Below are 18,681 nucleotides of genomic sequence, written 5' to 3' on the forward strand. Positions count from 1 at the left end.
GTGCGCCTGGTGCCCTCGCCAGCGCGGGCCGAGCTCTCGCTCAACGGGCGCGCGCTGGGCCCGGGCGCCCGTCAGGTGCAACTGCCCCGCGGCCGCACCGCCATCATTGAGGCCCGCGCGCCCGGCTACACCCCGCTTCGCCTGGAGCTCAACCCCGCCTCCATCCAGGGCGATGAGCTCGCGCTGAACCTCGAAGAGAGCCCCCGCGGATGCCTTAACTTCCGGGCGATCTACCCCGCACATAACGAGATCGCCATCGACGGCACCTGGCTCTCCGGGCGTCATATGACGCTGCGCAACCATCCATTGAGCGCCGGCCCGCACACCCTCACCGTGCGCAACCCCGAGGCCGGTCGCGAGGAGCGCTTCGAGGTGACCATTGAGCCCGGCGAAGACTGCGCCCACCTGGTCGTCTGGGACGAAGAGCGCTGAGCGCAGCACACCCACAAGAAGAGCGCCGGCTGGCTTGTGACGCGACGCCCCCCTCGCTATGGTAGCGGCCCTCTGGAACCGATTTTCGACACCACGTCTCCCGGATCTATTGCTATGAGCGACGCAACACGCACCATCTTTCTGGACGACGGCGCCGAGCAGCTCGAACTGCAGCGCTTCCGCGTTGAAGTCATCGAGGGCCCCGACAAGGGCCTCTCCCGCGCCTTTGAGCGCGCCGAACTTCTGATCGGAAGCTCGCCGGACTGCGACATCTCGCTCAACGACCCGGCGGTGAGCCGCGTGCACGCGGCGATCGTCGTCGATGAGAGCGGCTACCGCCTGGTCGACCGCGGCTCCAAAAACGGCACCTTTGTCGAGGGGCTGCGCACCGTCGACATCTTCCTGGCCGACCGCGTGCGTTTTCAGCTCGGCGACACCACCCTGCAGTTCTGCCTGACCGACGAGAAGGTGGAGGTGCGCTTCTCGGGCAGCGACCGCTTTGGCAACATGCTCGGCAAGAGCCGCGCGATGCGTGAGATCTTCTCGATCCTCGAGCGCGTCTCCCCCACCGACGCCACCGTGCTCATCGAAGGGGAGTCGGGCACCGGCAAAGAGCTCGTCGCCGAGGCGATTCACCTGAACAGCCCTCGCAAAGACGGCCCCTTTATCGTGCTCGACTGCTCGGCCATCGCCCGTGAGCTCATCGAGTCGGAGCTCTTCGGCCACGTCAAAGGGGCGTTCACCGGCGCCACCGGCTCGCGCAAAGGCGCCTTTGAGGCCGCCCGCGGCGGCACCCTCTTCCTGGATGAGCTCGGAGAGCTCGCCGTCGACCTGCAGCCCAAACTCCTGCGGGCGCTGGAGAAGCGCGAGATCAAACCGGTCGGTAGCAACCAGAGCGTCAAGACCGACGTGCGCATCGTCGCGGCCACCAACCGCAACCTCTTAAGCGAGGTTAAAGAGGGCAACTTCCGCGAAGACCTCTACTACCGCTTCGCGGTGATTCGGGTGAACCTGCCCCCCTTGCGCGATCGCCCCGATGACATCCCGCTTCTGGTCGAGCATTTTCTGCGTCAGGCCAACGAGATGACCGGCCGCGACGACGTCGACATCGCCTACAAGACGATGGAGAAGCTCAAGCGCCACCGCTGGCCGGGCAACGTGCGCGAGCTCAAGAACTTCATCGAGCGCGCCGTGCTCCTGACCCAGGGCGACGCCATTGAGACCCGCTACCTCAACGCCGGCGAACCCTCCGCCACCGAGGTGCCCGAGGCCATCGAGGAGTCCAGCCTGCCCATGGTGGAGACGGCGCTCCAGGAGAACCTCCCCTTTAAAGACGCCAAGAACCGGCTGATTGAACATTTCGAGAAAGAGTACTGGGGGCGTCTGCTTGAGCGCACCGGAGGCAACGTCTCCAAGGCCGCCCGCATCGCCGGGGTGCACCGCAAGAGCGTCGAGTACATCCTCAAGAAGCTGGATCTGACCCGCGAAGATCTCGGCATCTCCTGAATACCGTTGTTGAGCCTCGCCCCGCGTTTCCCCCTATGCTTTGAGCTGGTTGATGTCTGAAGTCTCACCGACGCCTGCGCGCGACACTCTGATCTGCATCCCCACCTACAACGAGGCCGGCAACATCGGGCCGATCACCGAGGCCATCTTAAGCCGCTGCCCCGAGGTGCACATCCTCGTGATCGACGATGGCTCCCCGGACGGCACCGGCGAGCTGGCCGACGCGTTGGCCGCGGGCGACGAGCGCATTCATGTGATGCACCGTACGGCCAAAGAGGGGCTGGGCCGCGCCTACATCGCCGGCTTTGAGTGGGCGCTGGCCGAGGGCTTTGAGAAGATCGTCGAGATGGACGCCGACTTCAGCCACCGCCCCGAAGATCTGCCGGAGCTGCTCAAGCAGCTCGACCACTTTGATGTCGCCATCGGCTCGCGCTACGTGGCCGGCGGCGCCACACAGGACTGGGGCCTCTTCCGTCGGCTGCTCTCACGCGGCGGCGGCTTCTACGCGCGTCTTGTGCTCGGCGTGGACATCCGCGACCTGACCGCGGGCTTTGTGGGCTGGCGACGCAGGGTGCTCGAGACCATCGATCTCGATCGCATTGAGGCCTCGGGCTACGTCTTCCAGATCGAGCTCAAATACCGCGCGCACCAGAAGGGCTTTCGCATCGTGGAGGTCCCCATCATCTTCCCCGACCGCCAGGTGGGCGACTCCAAGATGACGCCGGATATCGCGGCCGAGGCGCTCACGCGCGTCTGGAAGATCCGCCTCAAACGCTGAGTATGCCGCAAAAAAAAAGACCTGCCCCCGGCAGGTCTTTTTTTCGTACTACCGCTGTGACCTTAGCCGCGGCGCTTCGTGATCTTGTGCATCTCAAAAAAGTTCGTCAGCGCGCGCACCATCTTGCCGCCCATCAGGTTGCGGAAGGTGCCCAGCATCGCCTCATATTTTGGCGCGTAGGGGTACCAGAAGGGCTCCACATCGAGCAGGCCGCGGTCCACCATAATGGCCTTCTGGTTCATGAAGGCGTAGAGGCCCTCCGGCCCGTGGTAGCGCCCGAAGCCGCTTCGTTTGACCCCGCCGAAGGGAAGCGCCGGGTTGCCTACCGAGAGCACCACATCGTTGACCGAGCATTGCCCTGACTCCATGCGGCTGGCCAGCTCAAGGCCGCGGGAGACATCGCGCGTCCACACGCTGCCGGTCAGGCCGTACTGGTGGTCATTGGCCATGCGCAGGGCCTCTTCTTCGTCCGGCACGCGAATCACCGGGAGCACCGGCCCGAAGGTCTCTTCGCGGTAGATCTCCATCTCTTCGGTGACGTCGAGCACCAGCGTGGGCTCAAAAAACTGCCCGGGGCCCTCCATGGGGCGACCGCCCATGGCGATGGTGGCGCCGCGCTCCCGCGCGTCATTGAGGTGACGCACCACCGTGCCCATCTGCGCGCTGAAGGTCAGCGGTCCCATATCGGAGCCCTCATCAGGGCCGCCCACGCGCATCCGCTCGATCTCGGCGCGCACCAGCGCCAGAAACGCATCGTAGACCGCGTCGACCACAAAGAGTCGCTCCACCGAGATGCACATCTGGCCGCAGTTCAAAAAGCCGCCCCAGACCGCCGCGCGCGCCGCGCGCTCTAAGTTGGCGTCGTGGCAGACGATCATGGCGTCCTTGCCGCCCAGCTCCAGCTCCACCGGGATGGGCTTCTCGGCGGCCGCCGCCATCACCTTGCGCCCGGTGGCCACCGAGCCCGTAAAGAAGATCTTGTCGATGTCGGCCTTGCACAGCGCCGCGCCCGTCGATCCATCGCCCTGCACCACCGAGACCACGCCCTTCGGGAAGCCCGCGCGCTCAAAAATCTCGCGCATCAGCTCACCCGTAAGCGGCGTGACCTCCGAGGGCTTGAGCACCACGGTGTTGCCCGCCACCAGCGCCGAGAGCACCGGGATCATCGAGAGCTGAAAGGGGAAGTTCCACGGGGAGATCACCCCGATCACGCCCATGGGCGAGTGCTCGACGTAGCTGGTCTTGGTGGGGAAGAAGAGCTGTCGGGAGAGCTTCTGGCGCTTGAGCGTCTTCGGCGCTTCTTTTTTGTAATAATCGATGAAGAGCGGGATCGCCATCAACTCGGTGAGCAACGAGTCGAGCAGCGGTTTGCCGGTGTCATCGCTGATGATCTTCGCAAAGGCCTCACCCTCGGCGCTGACGATGTCGCGGAGGCGATCGAGGTAAGCAAAACGCTGGTCGAGCGAGAGGTCGCGCCAGGCCGGAAACGCCTCGCGGGCCGCCTTTACGGCGAGGTTCACGTCGGCCGGGGAGGTGATGGGAAAGTTTCCCAGGTGCGAACCGTCGACCGGGCTAAACTTCTCGATCACATCGGCGGAGACTTCGGCGCTGGAGGCTTGAGCAGACATAGGCGGGTCCTGAAAACGACGTCGAAAACGAAGGGGGTGAAGGCGCGCCCACACCCCGCAAGAGGTCGAGCAAGCGCGCGAGACAATAAGCACCGGGGCGGCCTCGTCCAGCACGGTGAGGCGGCCTCAACACTCAGGGTAGAAGTATGGCCGGGCGGCTGTCGGCGCTCACCCGTGACTCCAGGGCCGGTCGCAGGCGATCGCCCAGGTGCGCCGGGCCCACCCGCGCCGAGAAGACCCCGCTGAGCCGACCAAAGCCCGGCCCCTGCAGCGCGTCGAGCGTAGGCAGCGTACCCTCCACCGACCAGGTCGACTGGAGGGCGGGCGCCAGCACGTTCCAGGCCCCCACCATAGCGTCGAGGTCAGCGGCGTAAACGTACTGACCGCCGCTGGCACAGGCGAGCTCCGCGTACTCCTGTACGGGCCCCACCCGACCCTCGGCGTCGCGCTCGGGAAGGCAATACGACGCGTCGGTCTGCGTCACCGCCCCGCCGGCGTCGTCGGCGTAGAGGGTGGCCGGGCGGCAGCGCTCATGGGGCTGGCAGCTCGCCTCGCTCTCACAGGTCGGGGCGCTGCAGCTCGCGTCCTCGCGGCAGGCCTGGTTGCCGCCCCACTGGCTGGGAAGATCGCGCAGCAGCGAGGCATCGAGCGCCGGGTCCAGGTGCACGATCATCAGGCGCACTCCGGTGGCCTCCAGGCGCGCGCGCACCGCCTCGGCATCGGCCCCGGCGTCGTAGACCTGGTTGGGGCTGTCGGTGAAGACGACGAGCATCTTCTCGGCCTCGTCATACGCCTCAAGCCCCAAATCGCGATCGAGCACCCGCAGGATCGCCTGATAGACATTGGCCTCCCGCGGAATCAACGTGGGAAGCTCGGCCAGTCGCTCGGTGAGGCTGTCGAGGTCGCGGGTCAGGTAATTCGTGAGTTCGCCGCCCTCACTGGGGGTCAGCGGCCGGGTCTGCGCGCCCACGTCACCGCCGTAAAACCAGAGGCTCACCGCGGCGTTCTCACCGCTAAAGCGCCCGCCCAGGGCGATCAAAAAGTCCTGGATCATCTGCCGGTGACGAAGGCCGGTGTCGGTGGCCCGCGCCGCGTTGGCGCTGAGCGCCTGCGCGCCGCTCGCGTCGTAGAGCGCGCCCACCGAGACGGGCAGCCGCCCGTCGAAGCTGGCGGTGTTCTGAATGAGCACGCTCAACGCGAGCTCCTTTGAGCCCTCGCGCCCCAGGCTCCACTCCTGACGCACACTGCCGGGAGCAAAGCTCACGCGGGTCGCCGCGGCGCAATACCGTTCGCCATCACCCACCTCAGCGGCGGTGCAAAGCAGCCCCTCCGGGCACTCCTGCGAGCTCTCACACCCCGGACCTGAGCGGGCCAGATAGGCCGCATCCAGGCTCAGCTGCCCGGCGCGAAGGGTCTCATTGGGCCAGATCATCTGCCCGTCGATGAGATCCCCGGCGGCGACTGCGGGCCCCTCCTGACTGAAGATCACAAAGGGGAAACGCGCCTTCCTGCTCCCTTCACAGCTCAGGGGCTGCGGGGGCAGAAGTCGCAGCGCGCTCGGGCTCAACGCCAGCCCGGGCTCGCGCGCCACATCGGGCTCCGCGCTGGCATCGTCACGGAGCCCGGCGTCATCCTGCGGCGCGGGGGCACCGTCATCATCGCCGCAGCCGGCGATCACCAGGGCCGCCCCCAGCCCCAGCGCGCAACGTATCCATCGGTCGAACGAGCGAGTCATGGCCGCACCTTAACGCAGGCGTTGAAAAACCTCCCCGGGGGCGACGTATGAGGCCGCCTCACAACCTGAGGAAGATGATCACAATCAGAAGAATCGTGGCGAAGAGGGCCACAAAGATCCACATCGAGAGGCGCGACTGCGGCGCGGCCTCCAGGCTCTCTAAGAGCGCCATATTGCGCTGAAAGCGCCGACGCGAGTAGTCCAGCCGCGGGAAGGTGTAATAGAGCGCGTCGGCGTCTTCATCGACGGTGACCTCGATATAACCTTCGGCCCCGAAGTCATTGAGCAAGCTCTGAACTTTGGCCGAGGGAAGATCGGTGCGGCTGGTCAGATATCCCAGCTCTACGCGCGGATCACGCGCGGCCGAGGCGATGCGCAGAAGCTCGTGCTGCTCGCGGACCTTTTTGACCCAGTCGGTGTCCTGCTTGAGGCTGGCGACCGCTCGCATAAACGCCGGCGCCTTCTCCAGATGGGCCTGCTCCTCGATGTCCAGCGGCCCGGGCAGAAAGCGCTCCGGGCGGGCGATCTCGTAGGCGGCGAGTTTGTCGAGCTGAACGCGCTCGACCCCGTCGAGCTCTTCGATGCCTTCGAGCACCCGGGCGATGCTGTCGACGTCCATCGGGAAATAGGTCGTCACGCCCAGCACGGTCACCGGAGCCTCGTCGCGCCTGGCGAGCTCGGCGGCGACCTCCGAGATCAGCTGAATGCCTTCGGGTACCGAGCGCAAGCGTTGACTGTCAGCCATAAACGAGATCCATCGGGGGAAATCCATATGCCGCCGCCCGCAAAGGGCGGGGGCCAGAGGCGGCGCAATCTAACGATCTCTTATCGAGTCGACAACCACCGTTGTCCTCCGGCACTTCAAGCCCGAAGTCGGGCGGATCATACGCCAGCGCTCCGGCCCTGTCATCCAACCCGAAGGGGGGGAGCCCGCACGCCCCCGCCCACTGCATCTTGCCCGCGCCCCGGCGCTCTGCCGACGCCGGGGTGAGGCCGAGGCATGCCCCGGCTTGGTGATTCACGTAGCCGGAATGAGCGGGTATAGTCACACGTCTTTTAGCGCGGCGTTGACGTTGCGCATTGCAGCATGCGCCTAAACGCCCCATCAAATTCCCAAGAGTTTTCATGAGCTTACGCATCGTCATCGCAGAAGACAGCGCGATCTTCGCCGAGGTCCTGGTCGACGTGCTCCGCGCCGAGCCGGGCATCGAGATTGTGGCCATGACCGATAACGGCGTCGATGTGGTCAACCTCTGCGAGGAGCATCGCCCCGACCTGGTGCTGATGGACATCCATATGCCGCGCCAGGATGGGCTTGCGGCCACCGAGGCGATCATGGCGCGCTGCCCGACGCCGATCCTGGTGGTGACCGCGGATCCCCACCGCGGCGGGGTCGACCTCTCGTTTAAGGCGCTCTCGGCCGGGGCGCTCGACCTGATGCCCAAGCCGCAGCGTCTGCCCTTCCCGGAGGTGGAGCGCGAGGCCCTTCTGCGCAAGATTCGGCTGCTCTCCCAGATTCCGGTGGTGCGCCATGTGCGTGGACGAAAGCGCCAGCGTGTCGAGGGGCCTCGGCGCGTCGACCCGGGCAGCGACGCCCCCGCAGCCAACCGTCCGGTCGCGGTGGTCGGGGTGGTCGCCTCGACCGGGGGCCCCAAGGCGCTGGCCCGCATTGTGGGCCAACTTCCTGCCGACTTCCCGGCAGCCGTTGTGGTCGTACAGCACATCACCCACGGCTTCTCCACCCACCTGGCCCACTGGCTCGACAACCACAGCCCGCTCAAAGTCGTCGAAGCCTATGATGGCACCGAGCTCAAACGCGGCCACCTCTACATCGCGCCCACCGAGCGCCACATGATGCTGGAGCCCGAGCTCAAACTCAGCGTCACCGAAGGCCCCCCGGTCGGCGGCCACTGCCCCAGCGGCAATCGCCTGCTCACGAGCCTGGCGCGCCACGCCGCCCCCCGGGCCATCGGTGTGATCTTAAGCGGCATGGGCGATGACGGCACCGTCGGCCTCACCGCCCTGCACCACACCGGCTGCACCACGCTGGCCCAGGATGAGGCCAGCTCGGTGGTCTACGGGATGCCCCGCTCGGCCATCGCCCACGGGGTGGTCGATAAAGTAGTGGAGCTCGATCAGATCGCCGAGGCGCTCATCCGCGAGGTCGACGCCATCGAAGATCGGGAGTCGCGATGAACCAGGGCCGCTTTCAACGGCGCCAGGTCATCACCCAGGCCTGCGAGCTCTTCGAGCGCTGGACCGGCTTCGCCCTGCGCGGAGCTGCGCCCACCCGCATCGCCGAGACCTTCGCGCGCCGGGCCGAGGCGCTCGGCTACGACGACCCCCTCACCTATGTGGAGGCCCTCCAGGATCTCTCCTCGACGGCCGCCGAGCCCCAGCGCCTGGTGAACCTGATTACCAACGGGCTCACCGCCTTCTGGCGCGATGAGCCGCAGCTGCTGGCCCTGCGCTCGATACTGCGCAACCTCGGCGCCTCCGCCACCCTGGAGCGCCCCCTGCAGATCTGGTGCGCCGGCGTCTCCACCGGCGAAGAGGCCTACACCGTCGCCATGATCGCCAGCGAAGAGAACATCCCGGCCGACGTCCTGGGCACCGACGTCAACACCGAGTTCTTAAGCGTGGCCCGCCGTGGACACTACGGCACCTGGAGCCTGCGGCGTCTCGATGAGACGCGCCGCGACACTTTCCTGCGACCGATCGATGAGCACACCTATGCCATCGCTCATCCCGACCTGGAGAGGGTGCGCTTTGACCATCACAACCTCTTGCACACCGCGCCGCGCTCGCGCCGCGCCGACATGCGCTGGGACGTGATCTTATGCCGCAACGTCCTGATCTATTTCACCCCGCGGGCCTCCGCCACCGTGGTCGGACATCTGGCCGACGCGCTGGCCTTCGACGGCTATCTGATGCTCGGCTCCTCCGAACAGATCCACGTGGAGCAGCTCAACACCGAAGGCCCTCGCCTGCGCGCGACTCGCCACGGCGAAGGTTTTTTGTACCGCCGTTACGAGACCAAACCCGGTCAGACCATCGAGCCGGGCGCCTGGACGCTCAGCGAGAGCGCCCTCGACGAGCTTCTCGAGCCCCCCGCCCCCGAGTACAGCGGGCTCGATGAGACCACCAGCGACGTCGGCCTCAACGACACCGTCGTCGATCTTCTTGAGACCGCCGGCGAACATATGCGCCATGGCGAGCTTCGCCTGGCGATGGCCTGCCTGGAGGCCGCCACCAGCTACGATCCTTTTGTGGTCGAGGGCCACTGCCTGCTCGGTCAGGTGCTCGATCAGCTCGACGCCGGCCACTCCGCCCTCAAAGCCTACCAGAAGGCCCTCTTTCTGGAGCCTTTTCACTGGGTGGCCGCCTGGGGCGCGGCGCGCATCTACGAGAACTTCGGCGAAGACGACGCCGCGCGCCGCGCCTGGCGCCAGACGCTGGAGGGCCTGGCCGCAAAACCCGATCCGCTGCGCCACTCCCGGGTCATCCCGCGGCTGACCGGCCCCCTCGACGACGCCCGGCAGCATGCCCATCAAGAGGCACATCGCGCCCTCTCGGTGGTCAGCGTGTTGTAACTTTTCTCGCCAATGATGGAATGACTTCGCCCCCTGAGCAGTTATTTAATTACCTCGGCAACGAGGTCGGAGCTTGCGCCGCCTGTCCGCGATCTCAGGCGATGCGGCTCTAACGCATGGCACCTCCTTTCGGCCAACAGCGCCCTGTCGGGATGACAGGGCGCTGTTGGCTTTTCTTGCCTCGCCATACCAGCACATGCCCGAGCAAGACCCGCCTCCCTTTGACAAGCTCCGGCGCGAAAGGCAGAGAAGGCCCGGGGCGCGCGCTGCGCTCGCCACTCACCTCTCCTCACTTTTTGACCCGCGGAGGCTCCATGTCGGACGCCCTTTCCCCGATCTTCTCCACGCTGCTCCAAGGCACGCCCCCGACGCTCTCGCCCGAAGAGCTCACGACGCTGCTGGAGAGCCCCCAGGATGGCCCGGTGCTCGCCGCGCTCCTACTGACCCACACGCCTCTTCGCGACGCCTGCGGCAAAGCCCTGAACGCCCTCGACGCCAACCGTCCCGACACCCCGGCGTGGATCTGGGCGCTGTATGCCTCCATCGAAGATCCCACCCACGAAGACGCCATCGACGCCGCCCTGGCCGATGAGAACCTCGCCCCGGCCGTCGCCCGCGCGCTCTTTCTGGCCGGCGCCGACTGGTACCACGACGCGCTTGTCGAGCTCCTCGACGAGAGCGACACCGGCCTGGCCGCAGCCGCCCTGCTCGCCGCCGTCGACCCCGAGGAGCTCCTTGAAGCCCTCGAAGAGCTCGCCAGCCCCGAGGAGCTCATCACCGTGGCCCGCGCCTCGGCGCTGGCCCACGCCCCGGAGCTCTTCGACGCCATCGTCGAGTGGCGCCAGGAGCTCCATGACGAGCTCAGCCTGGAGCACCGCGCCGCCATCGACGGCGCGCTCGCTGCGCTCGCGCCTCATCGCTTCGCTCGCCAGCTGATGCTCGGCGAGCTGGAGCGCACCTGGCTGGGCGACGATCGCGCCGTGGCCGACTTCCTGAGCTGCTATGGCCTGACCTCCTGGGTCCACACCCTGGCGGTGATGCGCACGGTGCGCGACCGCGACGGCTTCGACATGGCCGCAGCCCTGGCTACCAGCGCCGCCCTTCTGGCCTGGGAGAGCGAAGAGCTCGAAGACGACGAACTTCTCCTCGACGCCCCCGCCCTCATCGACCGCTACCCCGCTGAGCTCGCCTTTCAACTCGCGCTGGGCGAAGACGACAACCTCCCCGAGCTCCTCGTCGAAGTCGGCCAGCATGAGTCGTTGCTCGACCGCGGCCTGGCTTCTCCCGGTATCAGCGGGCTGCCGCTGAGCGCGGCGGTCGACGATCGCTTAAGCCCCGAGCATATCGCCCGCGGCCTGGAGCGCTTCGCCCCCGACCGCGCCGCCTCCATCGAAGAGCGCGTCGCCCTTGTGCACACGCTCATCGAGATCCGCCAGGCCACCGAGCTCGACGAATTGGAAGCGACGACCGCCCGGGAGCTTATCGCGCCCTTCGCCGCGCACCCGGACGACGCGGTGCGCCAGCTCATCGCCAGCTTCAACGACCCGGCCGCCTTCGCCTCGGCCGACGACTGGGGCTGCCGCGGGCTGGCGCACCTGCTCCAGCAGTTCGCCCCCGGCGATGATGAGGCCCACCTCCGCGCCCTGGCCCACGCCTGGTTCACCGGCCCCATCGCCCGCGCCACCATCGCCCGCGACGCCTTCGCCGGCGCCCTCTTCAACGCCACCGGCTTCGCCCGCCCCGACTCCATGATCTGAGGCGAACGGCGCTACCCACATCCGCAAGACACAAAAAAACGGCCCCGAACCCGGGGCCGTTTTTTTATGCTCGAAGAAGCGATCAACGCATCACTGCGCCCCGGCGCTCCCGGGCTTGGAGTTCACCTGGAAGTGACGGTAGGAGACCGACACGTAGTTGATCGGTGCGTCTTCCGGATCGTCATCGCTGGGACGGAAGTCCCCGAAGAACGCGATCGAGTTGGTCGACGCAAAGTAGTCAAACCCGTTGATCCGGCTGCGCGGCACCCACTGCCCGTCCTTAAAGACGCGCAGCGAGCTTGAGAGCGGCACATCCGAGAGCACGTAGTTCGCCGCCCGACCGGTCGCCGCGATGATGATGTCGTTGATCGTCTCCTCAATATTCGGCGACCCCAGCGAGTAATAATTGCCGCCGGTGGCCGTCGCCACCTGACGGTAAGCCTCACCATCGTTGGTCACGATCGAGAAGATCGTGGTGCGCCCGTTAAAGTATCCGATGAAGTCACTCATCAACGCCTGGCCCTGTGGCGAGCTCAAGGAGGTGTTCTGGAAGGTCTGCGCCTCCTCATCGCTCATCATCACGGTCACCACCTCGGCGTTGGGCCGAATACGCTCCTCGGCCGGCGCCAGGTTGCTGCTCATAAACTCCAGCCCGCTGCGCGCGTTTTGAATGCCGTACTCCGCGCCACCGGCGCTGGTGCCGCACCCCTGACAGTCCACAACCCACTCCTCGATCTCGTCGAGAAAGCTGGACTGATCGCGGTGCCAGGCCGGCGGGCTACGCAGCTTGCCCTCCCCACCCTCCCACATATTGGTCACACCCAGGCGGTAATCGAGCGGCGTATTGCGCAACTCCGCAAAGAAGCCCTCGGCCACCTCACGCACGTCTTCAAAATGTGGATCCATGGATCCCGACTGGTCGAGCACCCACAGAAACTCAACCTGGGGGATCTCATCGGCCGGCGGAAAACGCGTGCAGCGCAGCACGTCGTTGGCCGTCGCCGTGGCCAGCGCGGTGGTATTGGTCAGATCATCCATGCGGAACTTCGTCTTATCCTGAAGCTCGTACTTGTCGGCCGGCGCCAGCGCCACCAGCGTGATGAGCTGACCGTCGCGAAGCACCGTCGTCAGGTAGACGCGGTAGTCGGTGTAGGTGTTGCCGCTGGTGGCCGGAAGCCCGCTGATGTCCGCGCTGCCAAAGGGTGCCGCGGCCACCAGCAACGCGTCGCGCATCGCCCGTGCCGAGCGCAGCTGCGGCGAACGGATCAGATAACGGCTCACCGCCGCGGTGTGGTAATCGTGGGTATTAAACTCACCACCGATCACCTCCTGCACGAGCGTCCCCACCCCGCTAATGAGCTGACGTTTGGACTGCACCGCCTGCACCGCCGAGCTGACGCCATCGGGGGCCTGCGCGAGCACAAAGCCCGCGATCTCATTGGCCGGGTCGTCGTAGACCGCCGCCGCGTGGCGGTTCTCCACACTCGCCCCGGCGATCGTCAGGTTGGTGTAGTTCGAGTAAGCCGGCGGAAGCCCCAGCCCCCAGTTCCCCACCCCGTTCACAAAGAACTCGGTTGGCTCACTGGCCGGCTCGTCACACGCGCTGATCACCCAGAGGTCGCCATCGGAGCAGGCCGTCGGATCGGGATAGTACTGCGGCGGGAACGAGCAGGCGTTCAGCGGATCGAGCTCCAGAAGCTCCTCCTCATCGTCGTTGACCCCGTCGCTGTCACTGTCTGCCGAACACGGATCGGTTCCCAGCTGCAGCTCCTCCAGGTCGCTGAGCGTGTCGCCGTCGCTGTCGTGGTCGAACTCGTCGGTGCAGAGCTCCCGCTCCTCGCAATCGGAGAGCCCGTCCTGGTCGGCATCGCGCTCCCAGCCCTCCCCTTGAGGATCGCAGTAGCCGACCTCGTCGGCGTCTGGCTCTACATCCGGGGCAACGTCAGGCTCTTCCACGTCCGAATCGTCGCCGTCGGGCTCGTCCGTATCCACATCGCCCGCATCCCCGGTGTCGGGAAGCTCCACATCGCTGTCGGGAAGTTGGCCTTCGCCGTCCGGATCGGAGCAGGCCGGCGAGAGCGCGACAAGCGCCAGCGCAAACGTCAGATACGTCAACCGCTTTGAGATCGTGATCATAGAACTTCCGCGTGCTGGAGGGCTGCGAAGAGGAGTGCAGCAGGAGGGAGAATGCAGGAGGGAGCCCGTTACAGGCCAGAAGAGTGCTACCAGAAACCTTCAATCTTTTCAAAAGGATCGAGGGCTCTGAAGGCGCCGCGCAGGGAGCGGCATTCCGGCGTGGGAAGCCGGCCGGAAGACTTAGAGAGGAAAGTTCACCGAGGGCTCCGGTGTAAACGCCGCGCGCGCCGGCGCTTCGATCGGACTCAAGCGCACCACCACGTCCGAGGGGTAGCGACCAAAAAAGACCAGCGGCCACATCGTCCCCAGCGTGCACACACACGTCACCCAGCTCTCGGAGTTGGCCGACGCCTCAAGCTCCACCACCCGCGGGTGATACCCTTCCATCGAAAGTTGATAGGTCCGTGTGCTGAACACCCAGGGCAGATCGCGAATCTGGACCGGCGTCTGACCGGCATAGCGCTCCCCATCAAGAATCAGCGTGGCACCGGCCGGCTGCGACTCCACAAGCGTCGTCGACGCGCACGCGCTGGTCATCATCACCAACGCCATAAGCCCAGTCTGTAGTACCCGCTTCGGCATACCAGCCCTCATCGACAATCAGGTTCATCGCGGGCGCGCCGAGCCTCCAGCCGCCCTCAAACGCCGGCATCGTGGCATGATTCGACGCCCGCTTCAACTTCCTCCCTCCGCGCCACCCGCCGCTGGGATCCCGAGCATCTTTGCAGTACGCTCACCGCGTCTGCTGCCTATATTCGGCCTGAGCTGGACGGCCGCCGCTCCTGGCGCCGCCCCAACGACGTAACGACGAGGTCACCATGAGCCAAAACGACGACTACTCCGAAGCGTTCCTCGAAGAGATGCGCCTTGCGCTGGAGGCCCAGCGCCAGGATCTGGTGCGCAGCAACAACCTCACCCGCAACGAGCTGCGCGATAACGACCGCGAACCCCGCGACTCCATCGACGAGTCCACCGACGAGCAGGGCAACGCCACCGAGCTGCGCCTTCAGGACCGCGAGCGCAACCTCCTCAACAAGGTCAACGACGCCATCTACCGCCTCGACACCGGCGAGTATGGCTACTGCGATGAGTGCGGCGAGCCCATCGGCAAACCTCGCCTTCGGGCCAGACCGATGGCCGAGCTCTGCATCGAATGCAAAGAAGACCAGGAGCGCGAAGAGCGCCGCCAGCACGCCGCACGCCCCGGTATGTTCTCGGCCATCGAATAGGGCTGCCTGACCGGACGCCTCAACGAAAAAAGCCACCTCTCGCAACACGAGAGGTGGCTTTTTTGATGACCGGGGCGCCGCGCCTCAGGCGCCGGCGCGCTCGGCCGCCTTCGACCACCGCCCTTCATAGAAGCGGTTGTTGGCCCGAAACCCGAAGTTCTCGTACATGCGAATCGCCGGGGCGTTCTCCACCTGCACGTTCAGCGCCACCAGAGAGACCCGCTCAAAGAGCTCCTCCAGCAGCCGCGCGGTGCACGCCGTTGCCAGGCCCTGCCCCCGGCGCCCGGAGTGCGTCACCAGGTTGCCGATCACCGCGATATCATGCGCCTCGCTGACGACATGCACCCCGGCGATGCTCACCAGATCCCCCTCCTCATCGCGGATCCCGAAATAGAGCCCGGTCTCCAGCTGGTAGGGCTCAAAGAAGTTGTCGGGATAATGCTCATAGAGCGCCATGATCTGGGCCGTGTCGCGATGTCCAAGCCGCTCCACCCGTTCATCGCGCCCCCCCGGCTCAAAATGCTCCCGCTCAAGCCCCATGCGAATCATGGCCTCGGCCTGCCCCACCTCGAAGATCGAGGTCAGATCGGCCATCTGCGTCTCGAGCACATGAAAATGAAAGCGCTCCGGCACCACCTCGTAGCAGGCACTGAGAAAGTCCGGCAGATCTTCGCCACGCCCGCTGGTAAAGACCACCGGAAGACTCAGCCCACGGTAGACCAGCATCAAGTTAGCGATTTCGCCCCGCTCATCGCGTGAGCCGTACCAGCGACAGAACTGAAAATAGGAAGGATCGAGATTTCCCAGCAGGTAGGCATTTGCCAGTCGATCCTGAACCAGAAACTCTCGCAGCTCGTCGCGCTCAGTCAGCTCTTCGACAGCCATGGGGGGCACCTCGGTTGCACGCCCGCCCCGCCGCGCTCCATCGGGGAGCGGGCCGGGGTTGCGGGCGAAAAAAATCGCGGCGCGTGTCGCCTCTCAAGGCGCTCGCCGCGTCCGTGGTCGCACGCACACCGTCAGCCACAAAGGCGGGTGATTGTCGACGACCAGACTCAAGTTTACGTGGGGCGCCCGACGACGACAACTCGCCGCGAGCGCTTCAGTGGGGAGCTTTCCCCCGGGTAAACATAAGCGCCGCGGCGTTGCATTCCCGCGCGCCTTGCCAATCCTCAGGTCAGAGGTCATAACACCAACGGAACAAATTTGCAGCCCCTAAGTTCTCTGGATGTGATGACAATGACTCAGGACTGGCTCCAACATCTCAACCCCGATCAGCGCCAGGCCGTCACCCACCCGGCCGGCCCCCTCCTGGTGCTCGCCGGCGCCGGCAGCGGTAAGACACGCGTGCTCACCCACCGCATCGCTTTTTTGATCGCCGAGCAGGGGGTCGCGCCGCATCAGATCGTGGCGATGACCTTCACCAATAAGGCCGCTCAGGAGATGCGCGAGCGCGTCGACCAGCTCCTCGACGGTCAGGGTCAGGCAGGCCAGGTCACCATCAGCACCTTCCACAGCCTGGGCGCGCGCATCCTGCGTCGCCACGCGCCGGCCGCCGGCCTGGAGTGGAACTTCTCGATCTACGACGACGCCGACCAGCGCCGCCTGATCACGCGCATCCTCGATGAGGCCGGCGATGAGCGCGCACGCGCCGACGTGCGCCGCCTGCAGAGCTATATCGACGCCTGCAAAAACCGCGGCTGGACGCCCACCCAGGCCCACGAAAACGCCCACGACGCCCGCGCCGAGGCCGACGCCGAGCTTTATGCCAACTACCAGCGCGCCCTCCAACAGGCCGGCGCCGTCGATTTTGGCGACCTCATCCTGGGCGTGCTCGTGCTCTTTCGCGAACATCCCGAGCTCGCCAGGCAGTACAGCAGACGCTGGCAGCACGTGCTCGTCGACGAGTTTCAGGACACCAACCCCGCCCAGTATGAGCTGCTCGACCACCTGACCGTCGCGCATAACAACCTGACGGTGGTCGGCGACGACGACCAGGCCATCTACCGCTGGCGCGGCGCCACCGTGGCCAACATCTTAGGTTTTGAAGACGCCAACGAAAAAGCGGCGCGCGTCAAGCTGGAGCAGAACTACCGCTCCACCTCCGTGATCCTGGAGGCCGCCAACGACGTCATCGCCCGCAACGATCGCCGCCACGCCAAAAAACTCTGGACCGAGCGCCAGGGCGGCGAGCCGATCGTGGCGTTCACCGGCGCCGACGATCGGGAGGAGGCGGCCTATGTGGCCGAGACGATCTTCGACATGGCCCGCCAGGGCGGCGACTTCGACGATGTGGCGATCTTCTACCGCACCAACGCCCAGGGTCGCCTCTTCGAGGAGCAGCTTCGGCAGTGGGGCATCCCCTACCGCATCATCGGGGGCTTAAGTTTTTACGCCCGCGAAGAGATCAAAGATCTGCTGGCGTACCTGCGCTGCGCGCTTAATCCCCGCGACGACGTGGCCACCGCGCGCGTGATCAACACCCCGCGCCGCGGCGTCGGAAAGACCACCCTTGAGAAGTTAGCCGCGGCCACCTCGGTGCCCGGCGTCGAGAGCCTGCAGGGCGCGCTGCTGCTCGCGCTCGAAGATCGCCCCGCCCAGAACGACCTTTTTGCCGCGCGCCGCCCCCGGCCTTCCAACCCCACCGAGCGCCTGCTCATTGAGACCGTCGAAGAGCTCAGCGGCGTCTCTCGCCGGGGCATTGAGGACTTCTGGACGATCCTGGAGGCGACCCGCGACGATCTTCTGCATTACGACGAGCTCACCCCGGTGCTGGAGCGCCTCATTGAGCGCATCTCCTACTTCGAGCACCTGGAGCGCACCGACTCCGAGAGCGCCGAAGATCGCACCCGCAACGTCGGCGAGCTCTTGAGCGCGATTGAGGAGTTCGAGCAGGATCCGAACAGCGACGCGCTCATCGCCTCGGTGCAGGAGGCGATGCCCGACGACCTCGACGACCTCCTGACCACCGCCCCGGCCTCCCTACGGCTGCGCGCGTTTCTGGACCGCTCCGCCCTGGTGCAGTCCACCGACGGCGACAACGGCCCCGGCCAGGCGGTGACCATGATGACCATCCACGGTTCCAAGGGCCTGGAGTTCCCCACGGTCTTTGTCGCCGGCCTCGAAGAAGAGACCTTCCCCAGCCTGCGCGACCCCGGCGACTCCGAGGAGCTCGCCGAGGAGCGCCGCCTGGCCTATGTGGCCATCACCCGCGCCGAAGATCGCCTCTACATGACCAACGCGCGCCGCCGGCGCGTCTACGGGCAGTTCAAAGACACCGAGCCCAGCCGATTCTTGCTCGACATCGATCCGAGCCGGCTGATCATCGATCCGCGCAGCGCCGCAAAAGAGCTCGATTACGCGCGCGACCGCCGAAAACGTCTGGGCGCGCCCCACGGCGAGTTTCCCGAGCCGCAGGTCCCCTCCCAGGGTGCGGCGGCCTACGACTTCAACCAGGCCCCGGCCTCCGACGATCACCTCGCCCAGGACACCCCGGACTGGGAGTCGAACTTCTCGCAGAGCCCGCAGGAGTGGGACGTCACCCACACCCCGGCAGGCGACGACAAGCTCGTCGGCGTCACCGTCAGCCACACCCGCTTTGGCATCGGCGAGGTCGTAAGCGTCTCCGGCTCCGGCGACAAGGCGCGCCTGACGGTCGACTTTCCCGCCGTGGGCCAGCAAACCGTGATCCGCAAGTTCTTGAAAGTGCTGGGATAACCGCCCTCACGAACCGACCCACGGTCAACTTTGCGACCGACCCACGGTCACCTTTGCGACCGACCCACGGTCAACTTTGCGACCGACCCACGGTCACCTTTCTAATCGACCCACGGTCACCTTTGCGACCGACCCACGGTCACCTTTGCGACCGACCCACGGTCACCTTTGCG

14 protein-coding genes are annotated in these 18,681 nt (G+C 66.0%); 8 read left to right on the forward strand and 6 right to left on the reverse strand.

Going from position 1 to position 18,681, the window contains the following annotated elements:
• The 3 genes from FRC96_RS22115 to FRC96_RS11560 all read left to right on the forward strand — a co-directional run.
• Positions 1–432 (forward strand): hypothetical protein (locus FRC96_RS22115; RefSeq protein WP_230470169.1); only part of this gene is annotated, 432 nt, incomplete at its 5' end.
• Positions 433–546: 114 nt separating this feature from the next.
• On the forward strand, positions 547–1,938 hold the full coding sequence (locus FRC96_RS11555; protein WP_146974650.1) for a sigma 54-interacting transcriptional regulator: 1,392 nt from the start codon (positions 547–549) through the stop codon (positions 1,936–1,938).
• Positions 1,939–1,990: 52 nt separating this feature from the next.
• Positions 1,991–2,716, forward strand: a complete 726-nt coding sequence (locus FRC96_RS11560) for a polyprenol monophosphomannose synthase (protein ID WP_146974651.1) — start codon at positions 1,991–1,993, stop codon at positions 2,714–2,716.
• A 62-nt stretch (positions 2,717–2,778) separates the two neighbouring features.
• Here FRC96_RS11560 and FRC96_RS11565 read toward each other — a convergent pair whose 3' ends face one another.
• The 3 genes from FRC96_RS11565 to FRC96_RS11575 form a co-directional block, all read right to left on the reverse strand.
• Positions 2,779–4,344, reverse strand: a complete 1,566-nt coding sequence (locus FRC96_RS11565; RefSeq protein WP_146974652.1) for an aldehyde dehydrogenase family protein — start codon at positions 4,342–4,344, stop codon at positions 2,779–2,781.
• A 133-nt stretch (positions 4,345–4,477) separates the two neighbouring features.
• Complete coding sequence (locus FRC96_RS11570; RefSeq protein ID WP_146974653.1) at positions 4,478–6,079, reverse strand: vWA domain-containing protein; 1,602 nt, start codon at positions 6,077–6,079, stop codon at positions 4,478–4,480.
• Positions 6,080–6,137: 58 nt separating this feature from the next.
• On the reverse strand, positions 6,138–6,824 hold the full coding sequence (locus FRC96_RS11575; RefSeq protein ID WP_146974654.1) for a hypothetical protein: 687 nt from the start codon (positions 6,822–6,824) through the stop codon (positions 6,138–6,140).
• 380 nt (positions 6,825–7,204) lie between these two features.
• Here FRC96_RS11575 and cheB point away from each other — a divergent pair, with 380 nt between their 5' ends.
• From cheB to FRC96_RS11590, 3 genes are all read left to right on the forward strand, one after another.
• Positions 7,205–8,275, forward strand: a complete 1,071-nt coding sequence (cheB, locus tag FRC96_RS11580; protein ID WP_146974655.1) for a chemotaxis-specific protein-glutamate methyltransferase CheB — start codon at positions 7,205–7,207, stop codon at positions 8,273–8,275.
• Positions 8,272–9,672, forward strand: a complete 1,401-nt coding sequence (locus tag FRC96_RS11585) for a CheR family methyltransferase (protein ID WP_146974656.1) — start codon at positions 8,272–8,274, stop codon at positions 9,670–9,672. The genes cheB and FRC96_RS11585 overlap by 4 nt, the downstream gene beginning before the upstream one ends.
• A gap of 314 nt (positions 9,673–9,986) precedes the next feature.
• A complete protein-coding gene (locus FRC96_RS11590; protein WP_146974657.1) occupies positions 9,987–11,429 on the forward strand; it encodes a hypothetical protein in 1,443 nt (480 codons plus the stop codon).
• A 90-nt stretch (positions 11,430–11,519) separates the two neighbouring features.
• Here FRC96_RS11590 and FRC96_RS22120 read toward each other — a convergent pair whose 3' ends face one another.
• Both FRC96_RS22120 and FRC96_RS11600 read right to left on the reverse strand, forming a co-directional pair.
• Positions 11,520–13,565, reverse strand: coding sequence for a hypothetical protein (locus tag FRC96_RS22120; RefSeq protein ID WP_230470170.1), 2,046 nt, complete (start codon positions 13,563–13,565; stop codon positions 11,520–11,522).
• A 180-nt stretch (positions 13,566–13,745) separates the two neighbouring features.
• Positions 13,746–14,105 (reverse strand): PEGA domain-containing protein, encoded by a 360-nt coding sequence (locus FRC96_RS11600; RefSeq protein ID WP_230470171.1) that lies wholly within the window; start codon positions 14,103–14,105, stop codon positions 13,746–13,748.
• Between the two features lie 278 nt (positions 14,106–14,383).
• Here FRC96_RS11600 and FRC96_RS11605 point away from each other — a divergent pair, with 278 nt between their 5' ends.
• A complete protein-coding gene (locus tag FRC96_RS11605; protein WP_146974659.1) occupies positions 14,384–14,794 on the forward strand; it encodes a TraR/DksA family transcriptional regulator in 411 nt (136 codons plus the stop codon).
• Between the two features lie 84 nt (positions 14,795–14,878).
• Here FRC96_RS11605 and FRC96_RS11610 read toward each other — a convergent pair whose 3' ends face one another.
• Complete coding sequence (locus FRC96_RS11610) at positions 14,879–15,679, reverse strand: GNAT family N-acetyltransferase (protein ID WP_146974660.1); 801 nt, start codon at positions 15,677–15,679, stop codon at positions 14,879–14,881.
• A gap of 345 nt (positions 15,680–16,024) precedes the next feature.
• On the opposite strand from FRC96_RS11610, the gene FRC96_RS11615 reads away from it, so the two are divergent.
• Positions 16,025–18,508: an ATP-dependent helicase gene (locus FRC96_RS11615; protein ID WP_146974661.1), complete on the forward strand. Its 2,484-nt coding sequence runs from the start codon at positions 16,025–16,027 to the stop codon at positions 18,506–18,508.
• Positions 18,509–18,681 lie beyond the last annotated feature (173 nt).

The organism is Lujinxingia vulgaris, from assembly GCF_007997005.1.
GTDB lineage: Bacteria > Myxococcota_A > Bradymonadia > Bradymonadales > Bradymonadaceae > Lujinxingia.

Excerpts from the sequence above, each read along its gene's own strand:
- cheB (WP_146974655.1), top strand. The coding sequence starts at position 7,205 with ATGAGCTTACGCATCGTCATCGCAGAAGACAGCGCGATCTTCGCCGAG.
- FRC96_RS11590 (WP_146974657.1), top strand. The coding sequence starts at position 9,987 with ATGTCGGACGCCCTTTCCCCGATCTTCTCCACGCTGCTCCAAGGCACG.
- FRC96_RS11600 (WP_230470171.1), bottom strand. The coding sequence starts at position 14,105 with ATGATGACCAGCGCGTGCGCGTCGACGACGCTTGTGGAGTCGCAGCCG.
- FRC96_RS11615 (WP_146974661.1), top strand. The coding sequence starts at position 16,025 with ATGACAATGACTCAGGACTGGCTCCAACATCTCAACCCCGATCAGCGC.
- FRC96_RS11555 (WP_146974650.1), top strand. The coding sequence starts at position 547 with ATGAGCGACGCAACACGCACCATCTTTCTGGACGACGGCGCCGAGCAG.
- FRC96_RS11565 (WP_146974652.1), bottom strand. The coding sequence starts at position 4,344 with ATGTCTGCTCAAGCCTCCAGCGCCGAAGTCTCCGCCGATGTGATCGAG.
- FRC96_RS11585 (WP_146974656.1), top strand. The coding sequence starts at position 8,272 with ATGAACCAGGGCCGCTTTCAACGGCGCCAGGTCATCACCCAGGCCTGC.
- FRC96_RS22120 (WP_230470170.1), bottom strand. The coding sequence starts at position 13,565 with ATGATCACGATCTCAAAGCGGTTGACGTATCTGACGTTTGCGCTGGCG.
- FRC96_RS11575 (WP_146974654.1), bottom strand. The coding sequence starts at position 6,824 with ATGGCTGACAGTCAACGCTTGCGCTCGGTACCCGAAGGCATTCAGCTG.
- FRC96_RS11570 (WP_146974653.1), bottom strand. The coding sequence starts at position 6,079 with ATGACTCGCTCGTTCGACCGATGGATACGTTGCGCGCTGGGGCTGGGG.
- FRC96_RS11605 (WP_146974659.1), top strand. The coding sequence starts at position 14,384 with ATGAGCCAAAACGACGACTACTCCGAAGCGTTCCTCGAAGAGATGCGC.
- FRC96_RS11610 (WP_146974660.1), bottom strand. The coding sequence starts at position 15,679 with ATGGCTGTCGAAGAGCTGACTGAGCGCGACGAGCTGCGAGAGTTTCTG.
- FRC96_RS11560 (WP_146974651.1), top strand. The coding sequence starts at position 1,991 with ATGTCTGAAGTCTCACCGACGCCTGCGCGCGACACTCTGATCTGCATC.